Below are 20,734 nucleotides of genomic sequence, written 5' to 3' on the forward strand. Positions count from 1 at the left end.
AGATTTTTGAAAGACCCTTCCCCCGATTTCACAACCCCTAAATAGCAGGTGGCCCCGCGGGTAATCAGGATTCCGCGGGGCCGTCTGCTTCATCGGAGATGGCATATATGATGTGCCGGCTGCCGCCGCGCGCATAAGCGGCGGCAGCCGGCGGGCTTCGGCAGGTGACTTCGCGGGTAATCAGGGTTCCGCGAAGCAGTCTGCCTACTCGGAAAGGTCTCAGGTGCCGGGGCGGAGGGCGCTCCGTCCGCCCCGGCGGTCTCCCCTACTCCTCAGGGGTCTCTTCTTCCTCCTCGTCGTCATCGTCGCGCCGGCGGGCGGCCACGGCGAGAACGAGGCCGAGGGCCGCGACCAGGGCCAGCCCCACCATCCACGGCAGGAGCTCGTCGCCGGTCTGCGGGAGCTTCACGTAGAACAGGCGGGTGCCCCACGGCGTCGTGAACACGAGGGTGCGCCACGCGTCGGCGTCGCCGGTCATGCCGAGGTCGACCGACCGTCCGTCCTCCGGCACCCAGTTGTAGGGAACCAGCAGGTTGAACTTCTGGCCGTAGGCGTTGGGCGTCGTGCGCACCGTTTGGAACGCGCCGAGCACCGACATGGCCGGCGTGATGCCGACCCGGCCGCCGGCGCCGACCACGGAGTTGGCCGCCTCGCCCCAGTCGGAGTCGTTGTTCTCGTCGGAGCCGACGTTGATGGCCACCCACTCCTTGCCGTCGGGCATGTAGGAGCGCACCCGGTACAGGTAGGGCTTGTCGTTGCCGTCCACCATGGGCAGGCCGTCGAAGCGGTAGGCGCCGTCGACGTCGGTCTCCATGGAGGCCACCTCGGCCCAGCCGTCCTCGGAGCGCACCTTCTGGCCCTCTATGGCCGCAAGGGCCGTCGGGGCGTAGGAGGCGCCGTTGAAGCCGACGGCGTCCACGTCGATGACCATGCGGTCGAGGTAGACCTTCTGCCCGGGCACCGCCACGGCCGTCTCGCCCTGCAGGCCGTCGGCCTCGGGATCGTCGAAGACCACGCCGGCGATGGCCGCGAGCGCGTAGGGCACCAGGCCCGTGTCGTTGTAGTCGGAATCCTCGGACAGCGAGATCACCCACACGGTGCCATTCGGCCCCAGGATGTAGGCGGCGCCGTTGCCCACCAGATCGCGACGGTCGGAGGGCTGGGCCAGCACGATGAGGCCGCCCTGCGGATCGCCCGGCTCGATGAGCTTGGTGTCCTCGTTCAGGTCGGAGTCGGTGGTGGCGGTTCCGCGGTTCATATGGGTGACGCCGTAACCCTTCGGCAGGTCGTCCACCGTCACCTCGAAGCCGTAGAGCACCGTGGTCTCCTTGCCGTTCACCATGCGCTTGCCGGCGACGTCCAGGTTGTCGAAGATCCAGTGGCCCTGGCCATCGGAGGTAGTAGTCTGGTTGAACGTCTCGTCCAGATGCCAGCCGGTGCCGGTCGCGTCGGTGCCGAACCAGTAGCGCTTCAGGCTCACCGGCACATTCGGGATGCGCACGTTCTCGCCGGCATCCTGGATGCCGTTGTAGTTTTCGTCCTGCCACACCACACCGGCGATGTGCGCCTGGGCGATGCGGAACAGGCCATAACCGTGGGCCAGGGAGCTGAACCAGTTCAGGTCGGACCACTGGTTGTCGCCGACCAGCGACGCCACGCGGGCCTGGTAGGCCTCGTAGAGGCGCTGGCTGCCGGTGTTGTCGTAGTAGGGCAGGTTCGGCTCGCCGGTGGTGACGTTGGTCTCGTTGGTGACGACCTTCTCCACCTCCTTGCCGTTCTCGATCGTCGTCTCCAGGTACAGCAGGTTGCCGGCGGCGTCCTTCTGGTGCTTGCCGAAGATGGCGTCGTGGCGCTGCTGATCCATGTTGTCCAGATCGTCCTGGGTGGCTGTGGCGATCCAGGCGAGCATCTCGGTCACGTAGTCGTCGCTGTAGATGCCGTTGCCGGTGTTGGTGTTGGTATCGGCCCGAGCGTCAACCGCGCTGGCAGCCATGACCCGCGTGGTGAAGGTCTCGACCTCGCCGCCGTCGCCCTCGCTCGGCTGAGTGGTGTCCCCGCCCTCGGGCTTGGTGACGTCGATGACCGGCGTATCGCCCTCGTCGCCGTCGCCGTCGCCCTCGTCCTCGCCGGGCTCGGTCGGCGTCGCCGTGCCGCAGCACTCCATGCCGATATGCTGGCATCCCTCAACCGTGCACAGACCGTTCTCGTCCTTCTCGTGCAGGCACAGGCCGCACTTGTCGCACAGGCCGTCGGCCGCCGTCGTGGCGGTGTCCTCATCCACGTGCTCGCACTCCACGTCCTCGGAACCGCCCGGCTGGGAGGCGTAGGTGGCGTAGGCGCCGGAGGTCGTGGAGGACTCGCTTTCGTCGGCCAAACGCGTCAGCACGATGAGGTCGCCGGCCTTGCGCATGGCCTCGTTCAGGTTGTCCGTGGCCGGCAAGGTGTAGTCGCCGGCATGGCTGGCGGCATCCTCCACGTTCGGCTTCAGGGCCTGGGTCTCGTCGTCGAAGTCGGAGTTGATCCAGTCGTTGACCGTCTTGCCGATATGCTGCAGCGTGGGCGCCCAGACATCCTCGTCCGGGTAGCTCACGATCTCGGCGCGATAGGAGAACAGCACCTTGAAGGCCGCCGAGTCGCTGGAGGCCTGATGGGTGCCGGTGCCGTAGGCCAGGAACTGCCAGTGGCCGTTCTCGTCGGTCCTATCGAAACCGGCGCCGGGCACGTACTCGTAGCCGTTCTGGTCGAAGAACTTCTCGTCGTCGTCGGCAACCGCCAGGGCCTCGTCGGCCGTCAGCGGCAGGTACGGATAGTTCGTGCCCAGACCGTCCTTGGACAGATCGTGGCGACCGGTGAGGTCTTCCAGCATATCCTGGGTGAAGGTCCAGTCGCGGCGCCACACGCCCTTCTCCTCCTCGGGCGTCTCGGCACCCACGAGGACGGTCAGGTCGCGGTTGGCGTTGGCCCAGGCGCTGTAGATCACGAGCTCCTCGACGCCGGCCGGTTCGGTGGTCTCACCGTCGCCGGCAACGTCGCCCTCGGCCTGGGCCGCCGGCTCTCCGCCCGTGCCGACGTCGCCAGCATCCTCGTCCTCGCCGGGAACGACTTCCATGTAGCTGGTGAGGAACTCGGTGTGGTTGTGGTACAGCACGTTCAGCTTCATCAGGTTCTTCGTGGCGGCCTCGGCGCGCGCCGCGCCCTCGGGCATGGCGGCCACAGACGCGTACAGCTCGTTGATGTAGGCCGTCATGGCGTCGGCCGCGGCCTTCTGCTCCTCGGAGGTCATGGTCTCGCCCTCGTCCGGCTTGAACGGGTCGGCCATGGCGACGATCTCGTCGTACTCCTCGCGGGTGAGTCCGGAGTTCTCGAAGCTGCCGTCGCCGCCGGGGGTCTGGCCGGGCACCTGCTCCCAGTAGCCGATGCCGGTCTCGTCGTACCAGTAGCGCACGAGCCGCACGACGGCGCCCTCGATGCGCTCCTCTTCCTCGTCCATGAGGCCGTCGGAGTTCACATCGTTCCACACGTTGCCGTCGATGAGCACCGGCAGCTGCTTGGTGAGGCCGGCGTCGAAGGCGCGCTTGTAGTACATGCGGTTGGCCAGGTCGTAGTTGGTCTTCAGGTAGCGGACCGCGTACGCGCTCGACAGGATGCCGCCGGTGAGGTCGGCGTCGTCGGCGATCTTCTCGGCCACGACGGCGTACACCTCGTTGACCTTCTCGTTCTCGGCGTTGACGTTGTCGGTCAGCGAGGACTCGAAGGAGGTGAGGTCGGAGTTGTCGCCGGTGCCGGCGCCCTCCACATGGAAGCGGCTGGCCACGTACTCGCCGGAGTCGTCCACCACCTTGATGGCGTAGCCGGTCAGGTACGGGGTGGCCGACGTGAAGGCCGGATCGCTGGTGGCGAGCTCGGTCTGGCGCGCCTCATAGGCGGCCATCATGTCGGCATCGGCCTTGATGGCTTCCACCTGGCTGGCGGACAGCGAGACGATCTCGGAGGCCGAGAGCTGGCGGATCATGCCGACCGACACGGGGCGCTTCTGCAGGGCCACCAGGTCGGAGGTGGAAAGCGCCGTGCCGTTGGCGTTGGCCACGCCGTAGGGCTGGAACACCTTGTCGATGTCCTCGCCCGGAGCGGCCGGATGGTCGACCTCGCTGCTCACGAGCACGTAGCCCGGCAGGTTGTCGAAGTCATAGACACCCTCGGCGTCGGTGTAGGTCCACAGCTGGTGATCCTCGATAATGAGGCCGCCGCAGACATCGCAGCGCCCGTCGGGGCCTTCCGTGCCGGCCTCGTCGTTGTGCTTGGCGTCCACATGGGCCGCCGTGCTCGTCTGCTTGCCGCAGATCTTGCAAACAGAGGTATGGGTGTTGTCGAAGTTGTCCTTCCACTCAAGCTCGGTGTGCTTGCACACATCGGCGCCGCAGCCGTCGCACATGCCGTTGCCGTTGGCGTCGGCATGGGGCTCCTCGCCCAGCACCTCGTTGCAGTCGGCGCAGGTGACGGTGTGGACGTCGGCATCCTTGTAGGTGTAGGTGCGGTCGTGCAGGTGCAGGCAGTCGCCGCAGCCGTCGCAGCGGCCGTCGCCATCGCCGTCGGAGCAGGCCTCGTTGGTCGCCGAGGCGGTGCATCCCTCGGCGTCGCACGTCCAGTCGTGGGTGCCGTTCTTGTTGCCCGTATAGGTCTTGTTCTCGTGGGTGCAGGTCTCCTCACCCGGGTCGGTCACCTCGGTGCTCTCGCCGTCGGCGAAGCCCTCGGTCTCCTCGGTGGCGGCCAGTGCCATCCGCGCCAGCGAGAAGCTGCGCATGGCCGGCTCGGCCACGATGCGGATGCCCGCATCCTCGCCGGTACCCGGCTCCACGGGGCTCGGGTTCTCGGGATCGGTCGTCTCGCCCGGGTTCTCCGGGTCGGTCGGGTTCGGATTCTCCGGCTCGACCGGGGTCTCGGGCACCTCGACGTCCTCGCCGTCCTTGTACTGGCGGCCGCCGTTGAGGTTGGTGTTCTCCACCCAGTAGCCGGAGTCCTTCAGCTCGCGCACGCCGGCCTTGTACAGGGCGTCGTAGTCGTAGGTGCGGCCGGAGCGAACCAGGTACACCTTGTCGTCGGCGCCGGACACCACGTTGCCGCCGCGCGACTCCACCAGATGCAGCTGGCCGTCCGGGTAGTCGTCGTTGGCCCGGTCGCGGTCGAGGAAGAAGACGTTGTTGTCCTCGTCTTCCAGCAGCTGGTTGCCGTGGTTGTCGTAGGTGGGCACGAAGTAGTACTGGGTCAGGATGACGCGCAGGCCCTCGACGCCCTGCTCGGTCTTGTCGCGGTCGTCGGTGTCGATGCGGTCGTCGGAAGTGTCGGAATCGTTCTTGCCGTCGTAGTCCTCGTCGTACCACGCCTGGCCCACCAGGCTCGAGCGGTCGGGCGGCACGAAGCCGGCGTTCATGGCGTTCTGGTTCTGGCCGATGGCGAAGTCGTAATCGAAGGTGCCGGTCACCGTCTCCGTCGTCGGACGGCCGTTGGCGTCGACAGCCTCGTGCTTCTCGGACCAGCCGTAGGCGGTGCGCTGGTTCGCCCAGCTGGCGCCATCGACCAAGCCGGCCAGCACGATGCGCCAGGCGGCGTTGTTCTTCGAGATCTCGCCCTCGACGGTCTCGCACTCCTTGATGGTGCACGATCCATCGGAGTGCGTCGCATCGGCGGTCTGGATGTTCTGCTCGTCCAGGAACACCGGGTAGTTGTTGGTCTCGTAGCGGCTCCACACCTCGGCCATGCCGTCGGTGTTGGTGTCCTCGTGCTGCTCCTCGGCCGTCACCATGGGCTGGACGCGGGAGTTCACCACGTCGTGGGCGGTCGTCTCGGCCTCGAAGGTGGTCACAAGCAGCGAGGACATGCCGTCGGCGGCTTTCTCGCCGTTCACTTCCACCGTATAGGAGGCAAGCGCGTACTCGTACTTCTTCGCCGTCGAGTTCCAGGTGCGCACGGCCGTGGGCAGCTGATCGAACAGGTAGTAGCCGGACACGTCGTGCAGCTCGGTCGTACCGTCCTTGGCGAGCGCCTTCAGGTTCTCGTTGTCACCGGTCAGCACGGCCACCTTGCCGCCGCCCAGGTAGGTGGAGTTCGGCACCGTGAAGGTGAGGCGCTCGGCCGGGGAGGCGTCCACCATCTGGCCCGCCTCGTTGCGCACCTTGTAGGTGCCAGAGGTCGGGTTCAGCGTGTCGGTCTTCGCCTCGGTCACGCCGTCGGCCACCTTCTCGGCCATGACGTTGCCGTCGTTGCCGAAGTGCGGGTTGAGCTTCCAGGTTCCGTCGGCGCCGAGCACGTACTGCTTCAGGATGACCTGCTTGTCGTTGTAGCCGTACTCGAGGTAGTCGGCCTCGGTCTTGGTGCCGTCCTTCTCGGTGGTCACGCGCGTCTCGGTGTTGTAGTTGTACAGGCCGTCGTAGTCGGCGTCCTCCCAGACGTAGCCGTCGATGGCGTAGGCGGGAGGCTTAATGAGGCCGCCGTCGTTGTGGTCGCGGCTCGCGCCCATCATGAGGTCGTAGGCCACGAGCGTCTTGCCACCGACGGTGGCGGTCATCGGGTCCTTCACTTGCACCTTGCCGTCGGCATCCAGCACCGGGTTTCCGTTCTCGTCCAGCACCAGATTCGGCGTCTGGTCGTCGTTGTTCGACGCCGGCGCGTAGACGATGTTCGACTCGTGGGACACCAAGCCATCGGGCGTGGTGCCGTCGTCGGCCACCGTCTCCAGAAGGATGATGTACTCGTCGGGCTCCACCAGCTTGTTGTCGCCGGCAAGGTCGGAGTTCTCGCGATAGCCGGCGCCGGTCAGGTGGTACTTCGCGCGGAAGAGCTCGTTTTCGGTGACGCGCGGATCGCTCACGCGCACCTTGTAGCCGTAGGCCACCCACGTGTCGGTGCCGTTCACGTTGCGCAGGCCCGCCGTCTCGAGATTGTCGAAGCGGTAGGTGCCCGAGCGGTACAGATCGGGCGTGCCGGTCAGCGCGCCGTCGATGTCCTCGCCGAGCTCGGTGGGCTTCGTCTTGTCGGTATCGCGCTCGATGAGCACACGATCGGTCGTGGTCACGGCTGCAGACGCCGTGTTGCCGGCAGCCCACTTCGTGGTGTCGGGCACCCAGTTCGCGCCATCGAAGTAGTAGCGCTCGAGCGTGACCTCGTAGCCGTCGAGAGCCTCTTCCTCCTCGACGACGTTGCCGTTCTCGTCGAAGGTCACGTCCTGGATGCCGTTGTTGTTCTCATCGTTCCACAGCACGCCGGAGATGGACTGCAGGGTGGGGTGCACCATGCCCATGTCGCCGCCCTGGACAACCTTGGGCAGCGGCACCTTATGCTCCCACGCGCCGCCGTTGCCGTCGGGAATGGAATCCACCACGACCGTTTCCATGTCCACCGTGAGCCAGTCGTAGGCCGCCACGCCGTACAGCGGCGCGTCCGGACGAACCAGCTGCTCGGTGCTCACGCGGGCAAAGTCGCTCGCGTGAGCAAGCTTTGTCTTATTCTCTCCCTCGGTCACGCCCTCGCTGGCCACCACGATGCGTCCGCCGTGCTCCTCTCCGTCCACATCGCCCACCGAGGTGCGCGTGCCAGCGATCTCAAGGCCGCCCTCGGCCGCAATGACGGTGCGGTCGGTAACGGTGCGGCCCAGGCGCACGGTCTTGCCGTCGCCCTCGTATTTTGCGAAGTTCACCACGCCGAAGCGGTCGGTAGAGGCCACGTCGGACTCCACCTCATCGGCCTTGCCGGCGTGGTAGCGGGTGAGCATCCAGCTGGTGCCGTTGGCCTCGACGTCGGAGCCGTCGTGGGCCAGGCCGTCCACTTCCACCTCGTAGCTGGCCAGCGAATAGGTATCGCCGTACATCGGGGCCGAGCCGGCCGGGTAGTCGGTGGCCTTATCGGCGTTCACCAGCGTGGTGCCGGCATCCGCGGCGTCCGCCTTGCCGACGTAGCGCGGCGCGAGCTCGATCTCCTTGTGAACCTCGTCGCCGCAGCCCACCCAGCTGGTGGGCAGGTTGTAGAAGGCGTAGGTGCCCGGATCCAGGTCGTCTACCACATTGCCCAGGTAGTCGAGGCCCAGAGGACCGGTAGTCACCGTGCGGTCGCCGTCGCCGTTGATGACATACTGGACTTTCCCGTCGCGTACTGTTTCGGTCTTAGTCGGATTGTAGGTGACCACGCGCTCCCAATCGGGATTCTCGGCGGTGCCGTTGTTCTTCCAGGTGACATCGCCGCCAAAGGCGCGGGTGCGCACCCAGAAGCCCAGGGAACCCTCGTCGCCGCGAGCCGCGCGCACATCGCCCGCCGCGCCCTGCTCGGCGCGGTCGTACAGCAGCTGCCACGCGAGCTCGAGCGTCGCGTCGGTGGACTTGTCGATGGTCTTCATGGCCTCGATGGGATCCATCTTGTCGATGCCCAGCTTCTCAAGATCCTCCTTGGTCAGCAGGTTGTAGACCAGATGGGCATGGCGCAACGCGAAGCTCTTCCACAGGTCGTGGGTCACGTAGTGCCACTGGGTCAGCGCCACGGTGCGACCGGGCAGGCCGTTCTCGAAGGCAGGCTGGTAGATGCCGTCGTAGGAGCGCTCGCGCTCGGCGCGGTCGAGCACCGGGTTGCTGGCGGCCCACTGGTCGCTGTAGGAGTCGTCCCACACCACATCGGTGACGGAGGTCTCGGGAATCTTTATGAAGCCGCCGTCGCCGCCCTGCTGCACCTGAACGTTCTCGTCGGTGTCGTAGGTGACGCCCTTGTACTTCTTCCGGGTCCTACTGTTGGTGGAGCTTTCCACCGCCTCGTGGGCTACGATGACCATGCCGTCGGCGCGGCCGGCCGGCACGCGGTTCTTGAAGGCCGCGTTCGTGTCGGTATCGCCCATCGCCGGCACGGAGTCCTGCATATCGATGAAGCGGTTCACCAGGCCGAAGGCCTTGGTGGTGCTGTCGAGGGCGTCCAGGCCCTCGGAGGTGTAGTAGCGGAAGGCATCGGACTCGGTGCGCATGCCCTCGGCGTCACCCGCCGCCACCACGTCGTCCAGGTCGCCCGCGACGTGCGGACGGGTCAGGGTGTAGCCGGCGATGGCCTCGTTAGGCACCTGCTGGTAGAGGTCGGCCGGGTTGGTGTCGGCCACGGCTACGGTGTAGCCGCACAGATACTCGCGGTCGCTCGCCTCGCCCAGCTTCTGGGCATCGGGCTTCTTGAAGCTCGTGGGCACAAGGTCGGTGCGGTACTGGCCCAGCTCCAGATCCTCCTCAGGGTCGGTGCCGTAGGAGGTGGTGAAGGGATAGTACGGGTCGAGCACACGGTTGCCGTCCTCGTCGAGGCTGTAGGTGCGCTTCCACGTGCCGTCCGGGCCGCCGGTCTTGTCCGTGTCGTCCAGGTAGTACTTGGTCAGGCGGATGCGCACGCCGCCGATGCCGCGCTCGCCCTCGGAGACGAGGTTGCCGTCCTTATCGTAGACATCCTCCTGGCGGATGCCGTCGTAGTTGGCATCCTCCCAGATGTAGCCCTCAATGGGAGCGGAGGGCGGCACGATGTAGCCGCCGTTCATGCGGGTCTCGTTCTTGCCGAAGGCCAGATCGAACGAGGCCAGCGGCGCGTCGCCGTTCTTTTCGGCGGAGTTCACCACATACGGCGTGCTGCCCGTGCGGGCGCCCTTGGCATCGGCGGTGGTGGAGCCGGCCAGCACGATGACGGAGTCCATGGTATGGATGTCGCCGTTGGAGCTGAACTTCTGGCTGCGGACGAGCGGGAAGGTCTCGGGGCCGTAGCGGTAGGCAAACGACGAGGTGCCGCGCACGTTGGCCTTGCCCTTGGAGCTCCACTGATCAACCAGGTAGTTCGGGGCAGCAAGTTTGTTCTTCACCGGGTAGTCGGAGGTCTGCACCTCGTAGTTGCCCGGCTTGAAGTCGGCGTTGCCGCGGATGGCCACGGTGTAGCCGGCCAGGTACTCCTTGCCGTTGGTGAACACGCGCACGGGCAGGTCGTCGAACTGGTAGTAGCTGTCCGCTTCCTTGCCGGTAACGCTCTTGTTGCGGGTGGTCACCGTCTTGTAGTAGAAGGGCGCCTTGGTCGTCTCGGTCGGGCTCCAGTCGCGATCGTTGCCGTACTCCGTGAACGCGCCCTGGGGCACCGGGAACCAGTGGTCGGCCGGGGCGTCCGCCTCGGGGTTCGCGTTGCCGCCGTTGGTGCGGTCGGGATCGTAGTACCACTGGCGCAGGTACAGCCTCGTCGGGCGATCGGGCACCGGCTGCTTCTCGGGGTTCTTCAGCTCGATGGTCATGCCAGTGTTGACCATATCCTCGTAAGTGCCGGGAATAAGGTTGTAGATGCCGTCCTTGTAGTCGTTGTCCTTCCACACGTAGCCGCCGATGGCGCGGTAGGCCGGAGCGATCTCGCCCACGTCGCCGGCCACCTCGGTCACTACCGGATGCGTCCACTGGTAGGTGGCCGCATCGGCGGTGTCCATGGCGTTGGATACCGGGATGTCGGCGAAGCTGGCCTGGATGCCATCAGTCTTGCCGTTGTTCACCTCGGCCAGGATGACCTGGCCGTCGTTGGCGCGCACCGAGCCGTCTGCCGCGTAGCGGTGCTGGATGGGCCAGCTCTGGTACAGGGCCTTGATGGCGCCATCGGTGATGTCGAGCTCATCGGCGTTGCCGGCCACGCCCGCCTTGGTGCCGGGCACGTCGGAGTCGACGGCGAGCCCTTTGGCGGTCGCGTCAGCGTCGGCGAAGCTTACGGGTTGATGCGGCGTGGTGATGTGCCAGGGGTCCCGCTCGCCCTTCACGTAGCCGCTCTTCAGGTAGTTCTTGGGGGCCGCCAGCTCCACGCGGTAGGCGGCAAGGAAGTACTCGTCGATGCCGCTGTTGGCGTCGAGCACCACCACGGCCGTGGGCAGGTTGTCGAAGACGTACTCGCCGTCGACCACGTCCACCAGCTTGTAGCCGGCGGCCTCCTTCGCGTCGGCCACGACCTTCTGGGCACCTCCGGCCGCATAGGTCTTCACGGCCACCACGCCCATCTTGTTGCGGGCATCGGCACGGTTCTCGCCGTTGCTCACAACCGGGATGCAGACGACCTTGCCCTGGTCGGTGATGTCGGTCGGATCCTTGACGATGGTGGCCTTGGTGGTCACCCAGTCGGAACCGAAGCCGATGTTCTGCACCCAGGCACCCACGGCAGACGCCTTGGCCGTATCGTCGGTGGACTTGGTGCCGTCAGCGGCGACCCATTCCACGAGACCAGCGTCATCGCCGGTCTTGATCTGGGCGAAGGCCGCGGCGCCCTTGGGCACGTAGTGCCACTGGGTGGCAAGCACCGTTTCGCCGACAAGCCCTTGCTCGTCATCGGCGCGGACGCCATCGGGAGCCGTGTTGTCGTCGGATTCGGTGTCGTCCCACACGATGCCGGTGATCTGGGAGGTAGGCGCCTTGAAGAGACCCGTGTTCACGTGCTCGCGCTTGAACACCTGGTTGGCCACGTCGTAGGCCACGCCTTCCATAGAGAAGGTGTAGGGGGTGTTGGCGGCCGGCGTGGAGGAGTTGGCGGTCACGATGAAGCCAGTCTTCTCGGCCAGGCCCTTGCCGTCCTGCTCCACAGGCTTGCCATCGGCGCCGGTGATGGCGCCGTTCTTGTCGGTAGCGGCGAACTGCGGGTAGCTCGTCACGATGGCCGTGTCGTAGCCGTCCACCATGGCCGAGCGGTGGATGTCGCGCTTGGCATCCGAGTCGGCGTTGGTGGCCCACACCGGCGAGGAGCTCTTGTCGCCGTTGTGGAACACCGTGAGCACGTGGCCCTCGGGCAGGTTCGGCTCGGGCAGGCGGTAGGACGCCATGGCCAGGGTGTCGTCGGTAGCCGCGGCATCGCCGGCCGCCACCGGGTTGTCGTTGGTGTCGAACTGCACGTAGGGCAGAAGCCCGGCGGTGTTGTCGTCGTTGAAGGCGAAGGCGCCATCGGCGTCGGTCTTCATGGTGTAGAAGCCGGTATGCCCGGTGACCACGGTGGCCGTGGTGCCGGAGGCCTCGTCGGTCACAGTCTCGGTGACCTTGTCGCCGAAGGCCGGGTTCTTGATCCAGGCGCCCACGACCGCGTTCGCGTCGTCGCGCACCAGCTCGATCTCGTAGTACTCCTCGCCGGTGAACGTCTTGGCGGGACGCAGCTCGGTGCCCTTGTTGTTCACAACGTTGGCAGCGGTGAAAGTCACCTTGCTGTAGGTGCGCTTCGCCTCGCCTTCGCCCTCGGTCACCTCGGCCACGGTACCCGTGCCCTCAAGGTAGAACCACTGGGCGAGCTCAACGTCCTGGCCCTTGCTAGGTAACAGAGGAGAAACTTCGGAAAAATTTTTTCGTCGAGGAGATTTCCGTGCAAAAAACCCGACCAACGGACTCAGCATTCGAATCCGTTGGTCGGGTGCTTCAACCTTGGCGCAAACGAAGCGATCCGCCCCTCTTTTCAATCGAGGGCGAGCGGTTTTACTTCATGAGCTTTTGGTGAGCGCCTCGCAGGCCGCGACTGCCGCCTGAAGGTCGGACTTGTGGCTCTCCCAGTACTCGTCAAGGGCCTGGCGCATAACCTCGGCTCGCGTGATCTTCATGACCGACGCCAAAAGGTCGGCGTGTTCTCTCTGCTCGGCCGTCATGGGCACCCGCACCTGAGCGGTCATACGTCCGCTCGTCCCCTCTCCGGCTTGGACCGGCGGCTCGGCCTCAACGCTTTTCTTGCGCGGCTTGCGCGTACGGGCAGCGGCCCTAGACGCGCCGGCGGCCCGGGAAGGCGCGTCCGCATCCTCCACCGCAGCAGCCGCCGCATCGGCGGTCTCAGTTGTCCCCGCCGCACCGGCGATTTCGGCCGTCCCCGCCGCACCGGCGACCTCGACCATCCCCGCCGTATCGGCGGCCTCGACCATCCCCGCCGCATCGGCGGCCTCGGCCGTCCCCGCCGCGTCAGATGCCGCTAGCACTGAGGCGATGCCGTAGGAGACCGATGGGATTGCCTCGCACCGAGGCTCTTCCGTATAGTCCTCGGCGAAAAAATCGGGCATCGCGGCGGCCTGGGTCACATCAAGGGAGGCGCTTCTCACCTCATGGGTTCGCGACCGTCTCGGCGCCGCCTTCGCGCCGTCCTTCTCGGACGATCTCGCCGAGCTGCCCGAAGGGGAGATCCCCCTCTCGGGCGCCGCCAGATCCTCCTGGGCGGCGCCGATGTAGGCGGCTGCCGCGCGCGCCGCATCCATCTGGGCGCGCAGATCCTTCTTAGCCATTGATGTCCTCCAGCAGCTCCTCGATGAAGAACCGGTAGTCGTAGGCCACCTTCGCCGAGGGGGCGTACGCGAAAAGTGACTGTTTCACCGCTTGGGACTCCTTGATGACGGTGGCCTCGCGAATCCAGGCGCGGAACACCTTGGTATCGAGTTCGGCCGCCATCGCCTCGGCGTCCTCACGGATGATCTTCGATATGGGCGTGCGCGGGTTGTAGCGCATCAGCAGGATGCCGGCTATCTTGAGATCGGGATTGGTGTACTCGCGGATGGCCTGGATGGTGGCCGCCAAATCGGTGACGCCGTCCAGGGAATAGGCATCGGCCTGAGCGGGTATGACTACCCAGGAGGCCGCCGTGAGCGCGTTCACCGTGAGCGTGTCGAGCGCCGGCGGCGTGTCGAGGATCGCGAAGTCATAGCGATCGGAGACGGCCTCCAGCGCCTTGCGCAAGCGGTAGTCCTTCCCCACCGAGGGCATGAGGTCGTCGGCCTTCCCGTTCAGGCGGCTGGCCGGCACGGCATCGTAGCCATCGATGGTCTGCGCCGCAGCGGCCACGCCCGCCTCGCCCGTGAGCACGTCAAGCGACGACAGAACGCCGCCTGTCTGAGCCTTCAGCGTGGTGGAGAGGTTCATCTGGGGGTCGAGGTCGATATAGAGCACCCGCGCCCCGTCTTCGACCAGCTTCGCCCCGATGGCCAAGTTGGTCGTCGCCTTCGCAACGCCGCCCTTTTGAGAGGCGGCCGCCAGTGTGATCATAGCCTTCCCTTACTGCCGCGACGAGGCCTCGCCCCACTGCGCCGTTCTCTATGGGACGTACTATTACATATAATGTTATGTTGTCTATAGGGTTCTAGAGTTCAAGGGGCTTCCAAATCCCATCTTCGGTAATGATGGCCGTGACGAGGGCGTAGGGCGTCACATCGAAAGCCGGGTTGCGCACCGTAACGCCGAAGAGGGGTTCGGCGAGCACCTCGGACGAATCGCGCTCCTCAATGGAGATGTCGTCGCCTGTCTTCGTTATGCAATCGATGGTGCTTCTTGGGGCAGCCACATAAAACGGAATTTGGAAATGACGAGCCATGATCGCCAGCCCCAAGGTGCCCACCTTGTTGGCCGTATCCCCGTTGGCGGCGATGCGGTCGGCCCCGACGATCACGGCATCCACCTTCCCCTCGGCCATAAGCGACGCCGCCATATCGTCGCACTGCAGCGTCACCGGCACCCCAGCGCGCGCCAACTCCCACGCCGTCAGGCGCGCCCCCTGGTTCACCGGGCGCGTCTCGTCGGCATAGACGCGGTTGATAAGCCCTTCTTGCGCAGCCGCATAAACAACGCCGAGCGCCGTGCCGTAGAAAGCCGTCGCCAAGCTGCCCGCGTTGCAGTGCGTGAGGATGTTGAGACCCTGCCGCCGAACAGGTGCGGCCACGCGCGAAGAGCCGTCGATGCCATGGGAGGCCTCCGGGGCGTCTCCCCTCCCGTCCCGTTTATCCGCAATCTCGCGCAGCAGCATGGCCCCATGGGCGCCGATACGGCGGTTCACCGCCTCGTCCTCGGCAATGAGGGCCCCTGCGAGCCCGTAGAGCGCCTCGGCCGCCTCTGCGGCCGTCTTGCCGGCGCTGCGGGCCTCCTGGGCCGCCTCCACGGCCCTGCGCACGCCCCAGGACAAGTTGACCGCCGTCGGCCGCGCCCCGGTGATCACGCGGGCAGCCTCTTCCAAGCGACGGTCGAAATCGGCACGAGCGCCCTCCCTCCCGAAACCGCCACCTGCCTCCGGATCGCCTTGCCTCACGAGGTTGGCGGCGCTCTCGTCCGCCGCGCACTCGAAGGCGGCCAGCATCACCGCCGCCGCCCCCGCCACGCCGATAGCCGGCGCGCCGCGAACGGCCAGCGTCTTCACGGCATCCACGACCTCGCGCCAGTCCGCGGTGCGCACAAGAGCCAGATCATCTGGCAGAAGCCGCTGGTCCACGAACCCCACCACGGGCCCTCCCTCGCTCTTCTCAACCCAGATCGTCCGCGGCAGGTTCCCCAAATCAAGATTCATGTCATATCTTTCATATTAGCACTTTCGTGCATGATACTATTGTGCTATATTAATCGTGGCAGGTGGTGTGGTCGCCTCTTCTTCGGAAGGAGCTACCATGGTTTCTTTGCAAGAGCTATTCGCGTTCTGCTTAATAGTAATTGAGCTCATACGCTTGACGGTAGACCTTTTGAGTCGAAGAAAAGAGTAGAAGAGCCGTCCCACCAGCAGCGGAACGGCCCCTCTTCACGTAATGTGACAATGAGAGGCGGCCGTCCTACCCAAGGTGTCCACCTGCCATTTCAGTTGCGATTATAGCGCCCTCGTTCGCGCTGTCAAGCAAAAGAGGACCGCCCCGTCGTGCGGAGCGGCCCTCGGGACTCAAGCTTGTTCAGCAGACGCCTAGCGCTGCTTGATGGCTGCCTGGGCAGCGGCCAGACGGGCCACCGGCACGCGATAGGGCGAGCAGCTCACGTAGTCCAGACCGATGCGGTTGAACGTGTGGATGCTCTCCGGGTCGCCGCCGTGCTCGCCGCAGACGCCGCAGACGAGATCGGGGTTGCCCTCATGCCCCAGCGCCACACCCATTTCCACGAGCTTCGCCACACCGGCGTCAATCGTGGCGAAGGGGTTGTACGGCAGCAGGTGCTCGTTGAGGTACTGCGGGACGAACTCGCCCTCCACGTCGTCGCGGCTGAAGCCGAAGGTGGTCTGGGTGAGGTCGTTGGTGCCGAAGGAGAAGAAGTCGGCCTCGGTGGCGATCTCGTTGGCGGTGACGGCCGCGCGCGGCAGCTCGATCATCGTGCCAACGGGGATATCCAGCTCGACGCCCTCCGCAGCGGACACGTCAGCGATGACGGCCTCGGCCACGCCGCGCAGCTTCGCGAGCTCGGGCAGCACGGACACGAGCGGGATCATGATCTCGGGCTTCGGCGAGAAGCCTTCCTTCTGTAGACGAGCGCAGGCCGTGGCGATGGCGCGCACCTGCATCTCGGGGAGGATGGGGTACACGATGCCCAGACGGCAGCCGCGCATGCCGAGCATCGGGTTCTGCTCCGCGAAGCCGTCGATCTTCTCGAGCAGGTCGCGCTTCTCGGCGATGGCGTCGGGGGCGGCGCCGGTCGCCTCCATCTTGGCGATCTCAACAGCCAGCTCGCGCGGGCTCTCCAAAAACTCGTGCAGCGGCGGGTCGAGCAGGCGCACGATCACCGGCAGGCCGTCCATGGCCTTGAACATGCCGTAGAAGTCGCCCACCTGAGCCTCGAACAGATCGGCGACGGCCTTCTCGCGGATGAGCTCGTCGTCGTTCAGAATGAAGGTCTGGATGATCTGCTTGCGATCGCCCAGGAACATGTGCTCGGTGCGGCAAAGGCCGATGCCCTCGGCGCCGAAGTCGCGGGAGAGCTGGGCGTCCTCGGGGTTGTCGGCGTTGGCGCGCACGCCCAGGGTGCGAACCTCGTCGGCCCACTCCAGGATGGTGTCCAAGTCGCCGGTGAGCTCGGGCATGACCAGATCCACCGCGCCCAAGACCACGATGCCCGTGGTGCCGTCAATGGAGATCATGTCGCCCTCGCGGATGACCAGATCAGTGCCGGCGATGGCGGCCTCCTTCTTGGCCGCGTCGATCTTCAGCGCTTCCACGCCGCACACGCACGGCGCACCCATGCCGCGGGCGATGACGGCTGCATGGCTGGTCTTGCCGCCATGGGAGGTGAGGATGCCCTCGGCGGCGATCATGCCGGCGAGGTCGTCGGGGTTGGTCTCCCAGCGCACGAGCACGCACTTACGGCCGGCCTCGGCGGCGGCCACGGCGTCGGCGGCGGAGAAGACGGCCTCGCCCACCGCGGCGCCCGGGGAGGCGTTCAGGCCGCGGGCCACCACGTCGTAGGTGGCGTTCTTGTCGAACTGCGGGTGCAGCAGCTGGTCGAGCTGGTCGGGGGCCACGCGCATGATGGCCTCTTCCTTGGTGATGAGGCCTTCCTTCTCCATCTCGATGGCGATGCGCAGGGCGGCCGCTGCGGTGCGCTTGCCGGCGCGCGTCTGCAGCATCCACAGCTTGCCCTGCTCGATGGTGAACTCGATGTCGCACATATCGCGGAAGTGGTTTTCCAGCACGTCGAAGATCTCCTCGAGCTGGGCGCCGGCCTCTTCCAAGCCCTCGACGGTCTTCAGATCGGCGATGGGGCTCGTGTTGCGGATGCCGGCCACGACGTCCTCGCCCTGGGCGTTCACCAGGTAGTCGCCGTAGAACTCGCGCTCGCCGTTGGCGGGGTTGCGGGTGAAGGCCACGCCCGTGGCGGATGTGTCGCCCTTGTTGCCGAACACCATGGACTGCACGTTGACGGCGGTGCCCAGATCGTCGGCGATCTTCTCCTTCTGGCGGTAGAGGACCGCGCGCGGGTTGTTCCAAGAACCGAAGACGGCCTCGATGGCCAGCTGCAGCTGCACCATGGGATCCTGCGGGAAGGCAACGGCGCCATCGACGACGAGCGACGGGTAGGCCTCGCCGTCGACGTTCTCGGCGAAGATGGCCTTGAACTCGTCGACGAGCTCCTGCAGATCCTCGGCGGTCAGATCGGTGTCGGAGGCGACGCCGCGGTCGTTCTTCATGGCGACGATGGCGTTCTCGAACAGATCGCCGTCGAGGCCCATCACGACGTTGGAGAACATCTGGATGAAGCGGCGATAGGAGTCCCAAGCGAAGCGCGGGTTGTCGGTCTGCTTGATGAGGCCGTTGATGGACTCGTCGTTAAGGCCGAGGTTCAGCACGGTGTCCATCATGCCGGGCATGGAGAAGGGGGCGCCGGAGCGAACGGACACGAGCAGCGGATCCTCGGCGTCACCGAGGCGCTTGCCCATGCGCTCCTCCAGGTCGGCGCGGTACTCGGCGATGGTGTCGAGCGCGCCTTCCGGCCAAACGTTGCCGGCGTTGGCGTACTCCATGCAGGTTTGGCACGTGATGGTGAATCCGGGAGGCACCGGCAGCCCGATGTTGGCCATCTCGGCGAGGTTCGCGCCCTTGCCGCCGAGCACCCATTTCATCTCGGTGTTGCCCTCGGTCACATTGTTCCCGTTGGCGTCCTTGCCGAAGGCGTAGACGCGCTTCACTGCTTCTGTCACCTTACTTCTCCTTAAAGCTTAAGCGACGCCCCTTATGCGCGCCGCGATTGCCTTTCCCGCGCTTTTGCGCGCGCCCCGCCGGCCCCCTCGCCGCCGCCCCTTTCGGGTGCGATGAGCGCGAGGAGCGACGTGCGCGCGAATGGACGCGGTTGCCTTTCCCGCCATGCCAGCCGAGCCGGACAAGGCGCCCCGCTCCGTTTCGAGCTTAGCCGCAGGCACATCGCGGGCATCCCGAACATCGCGGGCATCCCCGAACGTCGCGGGCATCCCCGAATCGCGGGCATCCCTGTTGCCTGAGCACCGAAACGAAACAAGTTGGCTTCAATTATAAGGGATAATCTCGCCTATTTCGCGATTCCCCTCCCCCATCAGGCCGCAGTACCCCAAAATCTCACAAGCGGTCGTTTGCAACCCCAACTCTCCCCGCTCATCTGCCGATGGTGCATCATTCGCCCGAGACGATAGCGCTCAAGAAACGCAGCAGGAAAAACACTCTGGAGAACGAGCACAGCGGCACACGACAGTCTGGACAGTCTAGGAAATAGACACAGTGGCATACAGCCGCATTTCGATGCAAGCCCTCCACGGCCAGAAAATCGGCGTTAACTGCATCACGGGCCAAAAAAGTGGCACTGACTGCATTTTGGCAAGCCATCTTCGTGGGTTTTGGCCAAAAAGCATTCCTCAGCTGCAAAAGCGACGCGCAAATCGCATCTCCGTCCTCTACCACAAGCCCGTGACCTGGCCTTTTGATAACCCTTCTTTTCCCAGCTGAAGACAGTGGTCAATTTTCCCGTCTTAACTGCCAGTTCGCAATGCTTTTTTGTCCAGAAAGTGCCCGAGCAACGCTAGCGATCAGAACCCGTGGCTGGGCACCCCCGCTAAAACACCTCTGCGTTCAGCGCGCTTGACCGACAGCAAGACCGCTGCGCCGCAACCCACCCCTCGTCGAGATAATCGTCCATGGACCATCTCAGCTGATAGAGTCGTTTTTGCCTTAATGCAAAGTTCTTGCAGCGCAAGCGTAATCGCGTGCCTCGTCTTGCGTGCGCCTCCTGGGCGACGTGGCGCATAGCCGAAGCGCTGGCCAACTGCGAAGTTGTAACGGTGATTACCTTCAGGCCGTCACTTTCCAGCGCCATGCGCTTTGTCGCGTCAAGCGTCGCCTGGCGCGCCGTAAGATGCTCGGCATTCGAATCGAATTCAATGTCGAGCTTGCAGTCCGGCAAATACAGGTCTGGAACCAAGCTCTCCCGTCCAGCAAGCGCTTTTGCCCGCTTTGAAGGCTTAATGCGCTTGTTCATCACCGACCCGCTCAATCCGAAACCGCCCAACCGCGCTGGGAGTCCGAGCACAAGCCGCATGAACACTTCAGGCGGCGATGCTGCCTCAGCGCAGACAAACCGCAGAGCCTCCCGCACGCGTGTAAGGCCATCGTGACCTGGGCAACGCTCGAGATAGGCGCCGATGCGTCGAGGGCTCGTCAACGGGGTCCGCCCCATAAGCCCCGACGGCACCGAGGGATCGAGGCCGAAAGTCGCGCACAGAAAGCATCCCGCTTGAATCAACGGGAGAAGATCGAGGCTCTGGGCCAGCTGAAGAAAGCATAATTCGGGACACGGAACAATAACGCCATGATCGATGCGCAAAAAGGATCCCGATCGATAGGGATACGACGAACCATGCAGATGCACATCATCGAGGGAGCAGCGCTCCCACTTAGGAACCAAGCAATGCACGGGGCGCGTAAGGTAAGGCATTCGCTCACGCACATAGTCCAGGGTAGCCTGCGTAGGGTAGCAGGATTTATCAAGGACGCTGGGGGGCGCCACCGCAGAAGGCGCATCGCCCGCAACGAGATAGTAGGCGAATGCCGACTCGCCGTAGAGAGCAACGCGCATGAACCTCCCCTTCCCATCGTTTGAACAACCGCCTCTCGCTTCGTTTCGCCTCCGCAGCGCGCAGCTTGAGCGATCCGACGCAACGGGCGAGAGGAAAGTGTTCCGCGTACTCTATGCCAGAAGCAGGCAATTGACTAGGGGTGCATTTTGCCGTCATCCCCGGCGCCAGTCGGGACTCCATCGGGAATGAAACGAGACATTGCGTTGAAGTTTTCAAAGCACGAGGTCACATGAGGGGAGTTATCAACAACCACGCAAGCCGATCGTCGTGCCGTTCCCAAAACGCAAAATACTTCAGGAACAAATTTCTCGTTGCTCTTCTTCGGCGAGCACTCACTGCACAAGATCCGCACATTCACGGCATTCCACGCAATTGCTCTGAAAGATATCTGGATCCGCAGCGGGGTGCGCTCGACGAAGCTTGCGGCGCGGCGCGA

At 65.1% G+C, this 20,734-nt stretch carries 6 protein-coding genes; all 6 read right to left on the reverse strand.

All coding sequences use genetic code 11. The features are described 5' to 3' along the window. Positions 1-265: 265 nt before the first annotated feature. Positions 266-12,250, reverse strand: coding sequence for an SdrD B-like domain-containing protein (locus ACW4QM_RS05210; protein ID WP_302148302.1), 11,985 nt, complete (start codon positions 12,248-12,250; stop codon positions 266-268). 222 nt (positions 12,251-12,472) lie between these two features. Further along, a complete protein-coding gene (locus ACW4QM_RS05215; protein WP_114540034.1) occupies positions 12,473-13,255 on the reverse strand; it encodes a hypothetical protein in 783 nt (260 codons plus the stop codon). Beyond that, positions 13,248-14,009 (reverse strand): ParA family protein, encoded by a 762-nt coding sequence (locus ACW4QM_RS05220; protein ID WP_114540033.1) that lies wholly within the window; start codon positions 14,007-14,009, stop codon positions 13,248-13,250. The genes ACW4QM_RS05215 and ACW4QM_RS05220 overlap by 8 nt, the downstream gene beginning before the upstream one ends. 94 nt (positions 14,010-14,103) lie before the next feature. Continuing rightward, the gene (mtnA, locus tag ACW4QM_RS05225; protein WP_114540032.1) at positions 14,104-15,297 is read right to left on the reverse strand and encodes an S-methyl-5-thioribose-1-phosphate isomerase; all 1,194 of its coding nucleotides are present in this window, start codon (positions 15,295-15,297) and stop codon (positions 14,104-14,106) included. A gap of 381 nt (positions 15,298-15,678) precedes the next feature. Further along, positions 15,679-18,396, reverse strand: coding sequence for a pyruvate, phosphate dikinase (gene ppdK, locus ACW4QM_RS05230; RefSeq protein ID WP_161128072.1), 2,718 nt, complete (start codon positions 18,394-18,396; stop codon positions 15,679-15,681). A gap of 881 nt (positions 18,397-19,277) precedes the next feature. Beyond that, complete coding sequence (locus tag ACW4QM_RS05235; protein WP_114548405.1) at positions 19,278-20,297, reverse strand: hypothetical protein; 1,020 nt, start codon at positions 20,295-20,297, stop codon at positions 19,278-19,280. Positions 20,298-20,734 lie beyond the last annotated feature (437 nt).

Source organism: Adlercreutzia sp. CNCM I-6207 (assembly GCF_977072305.1).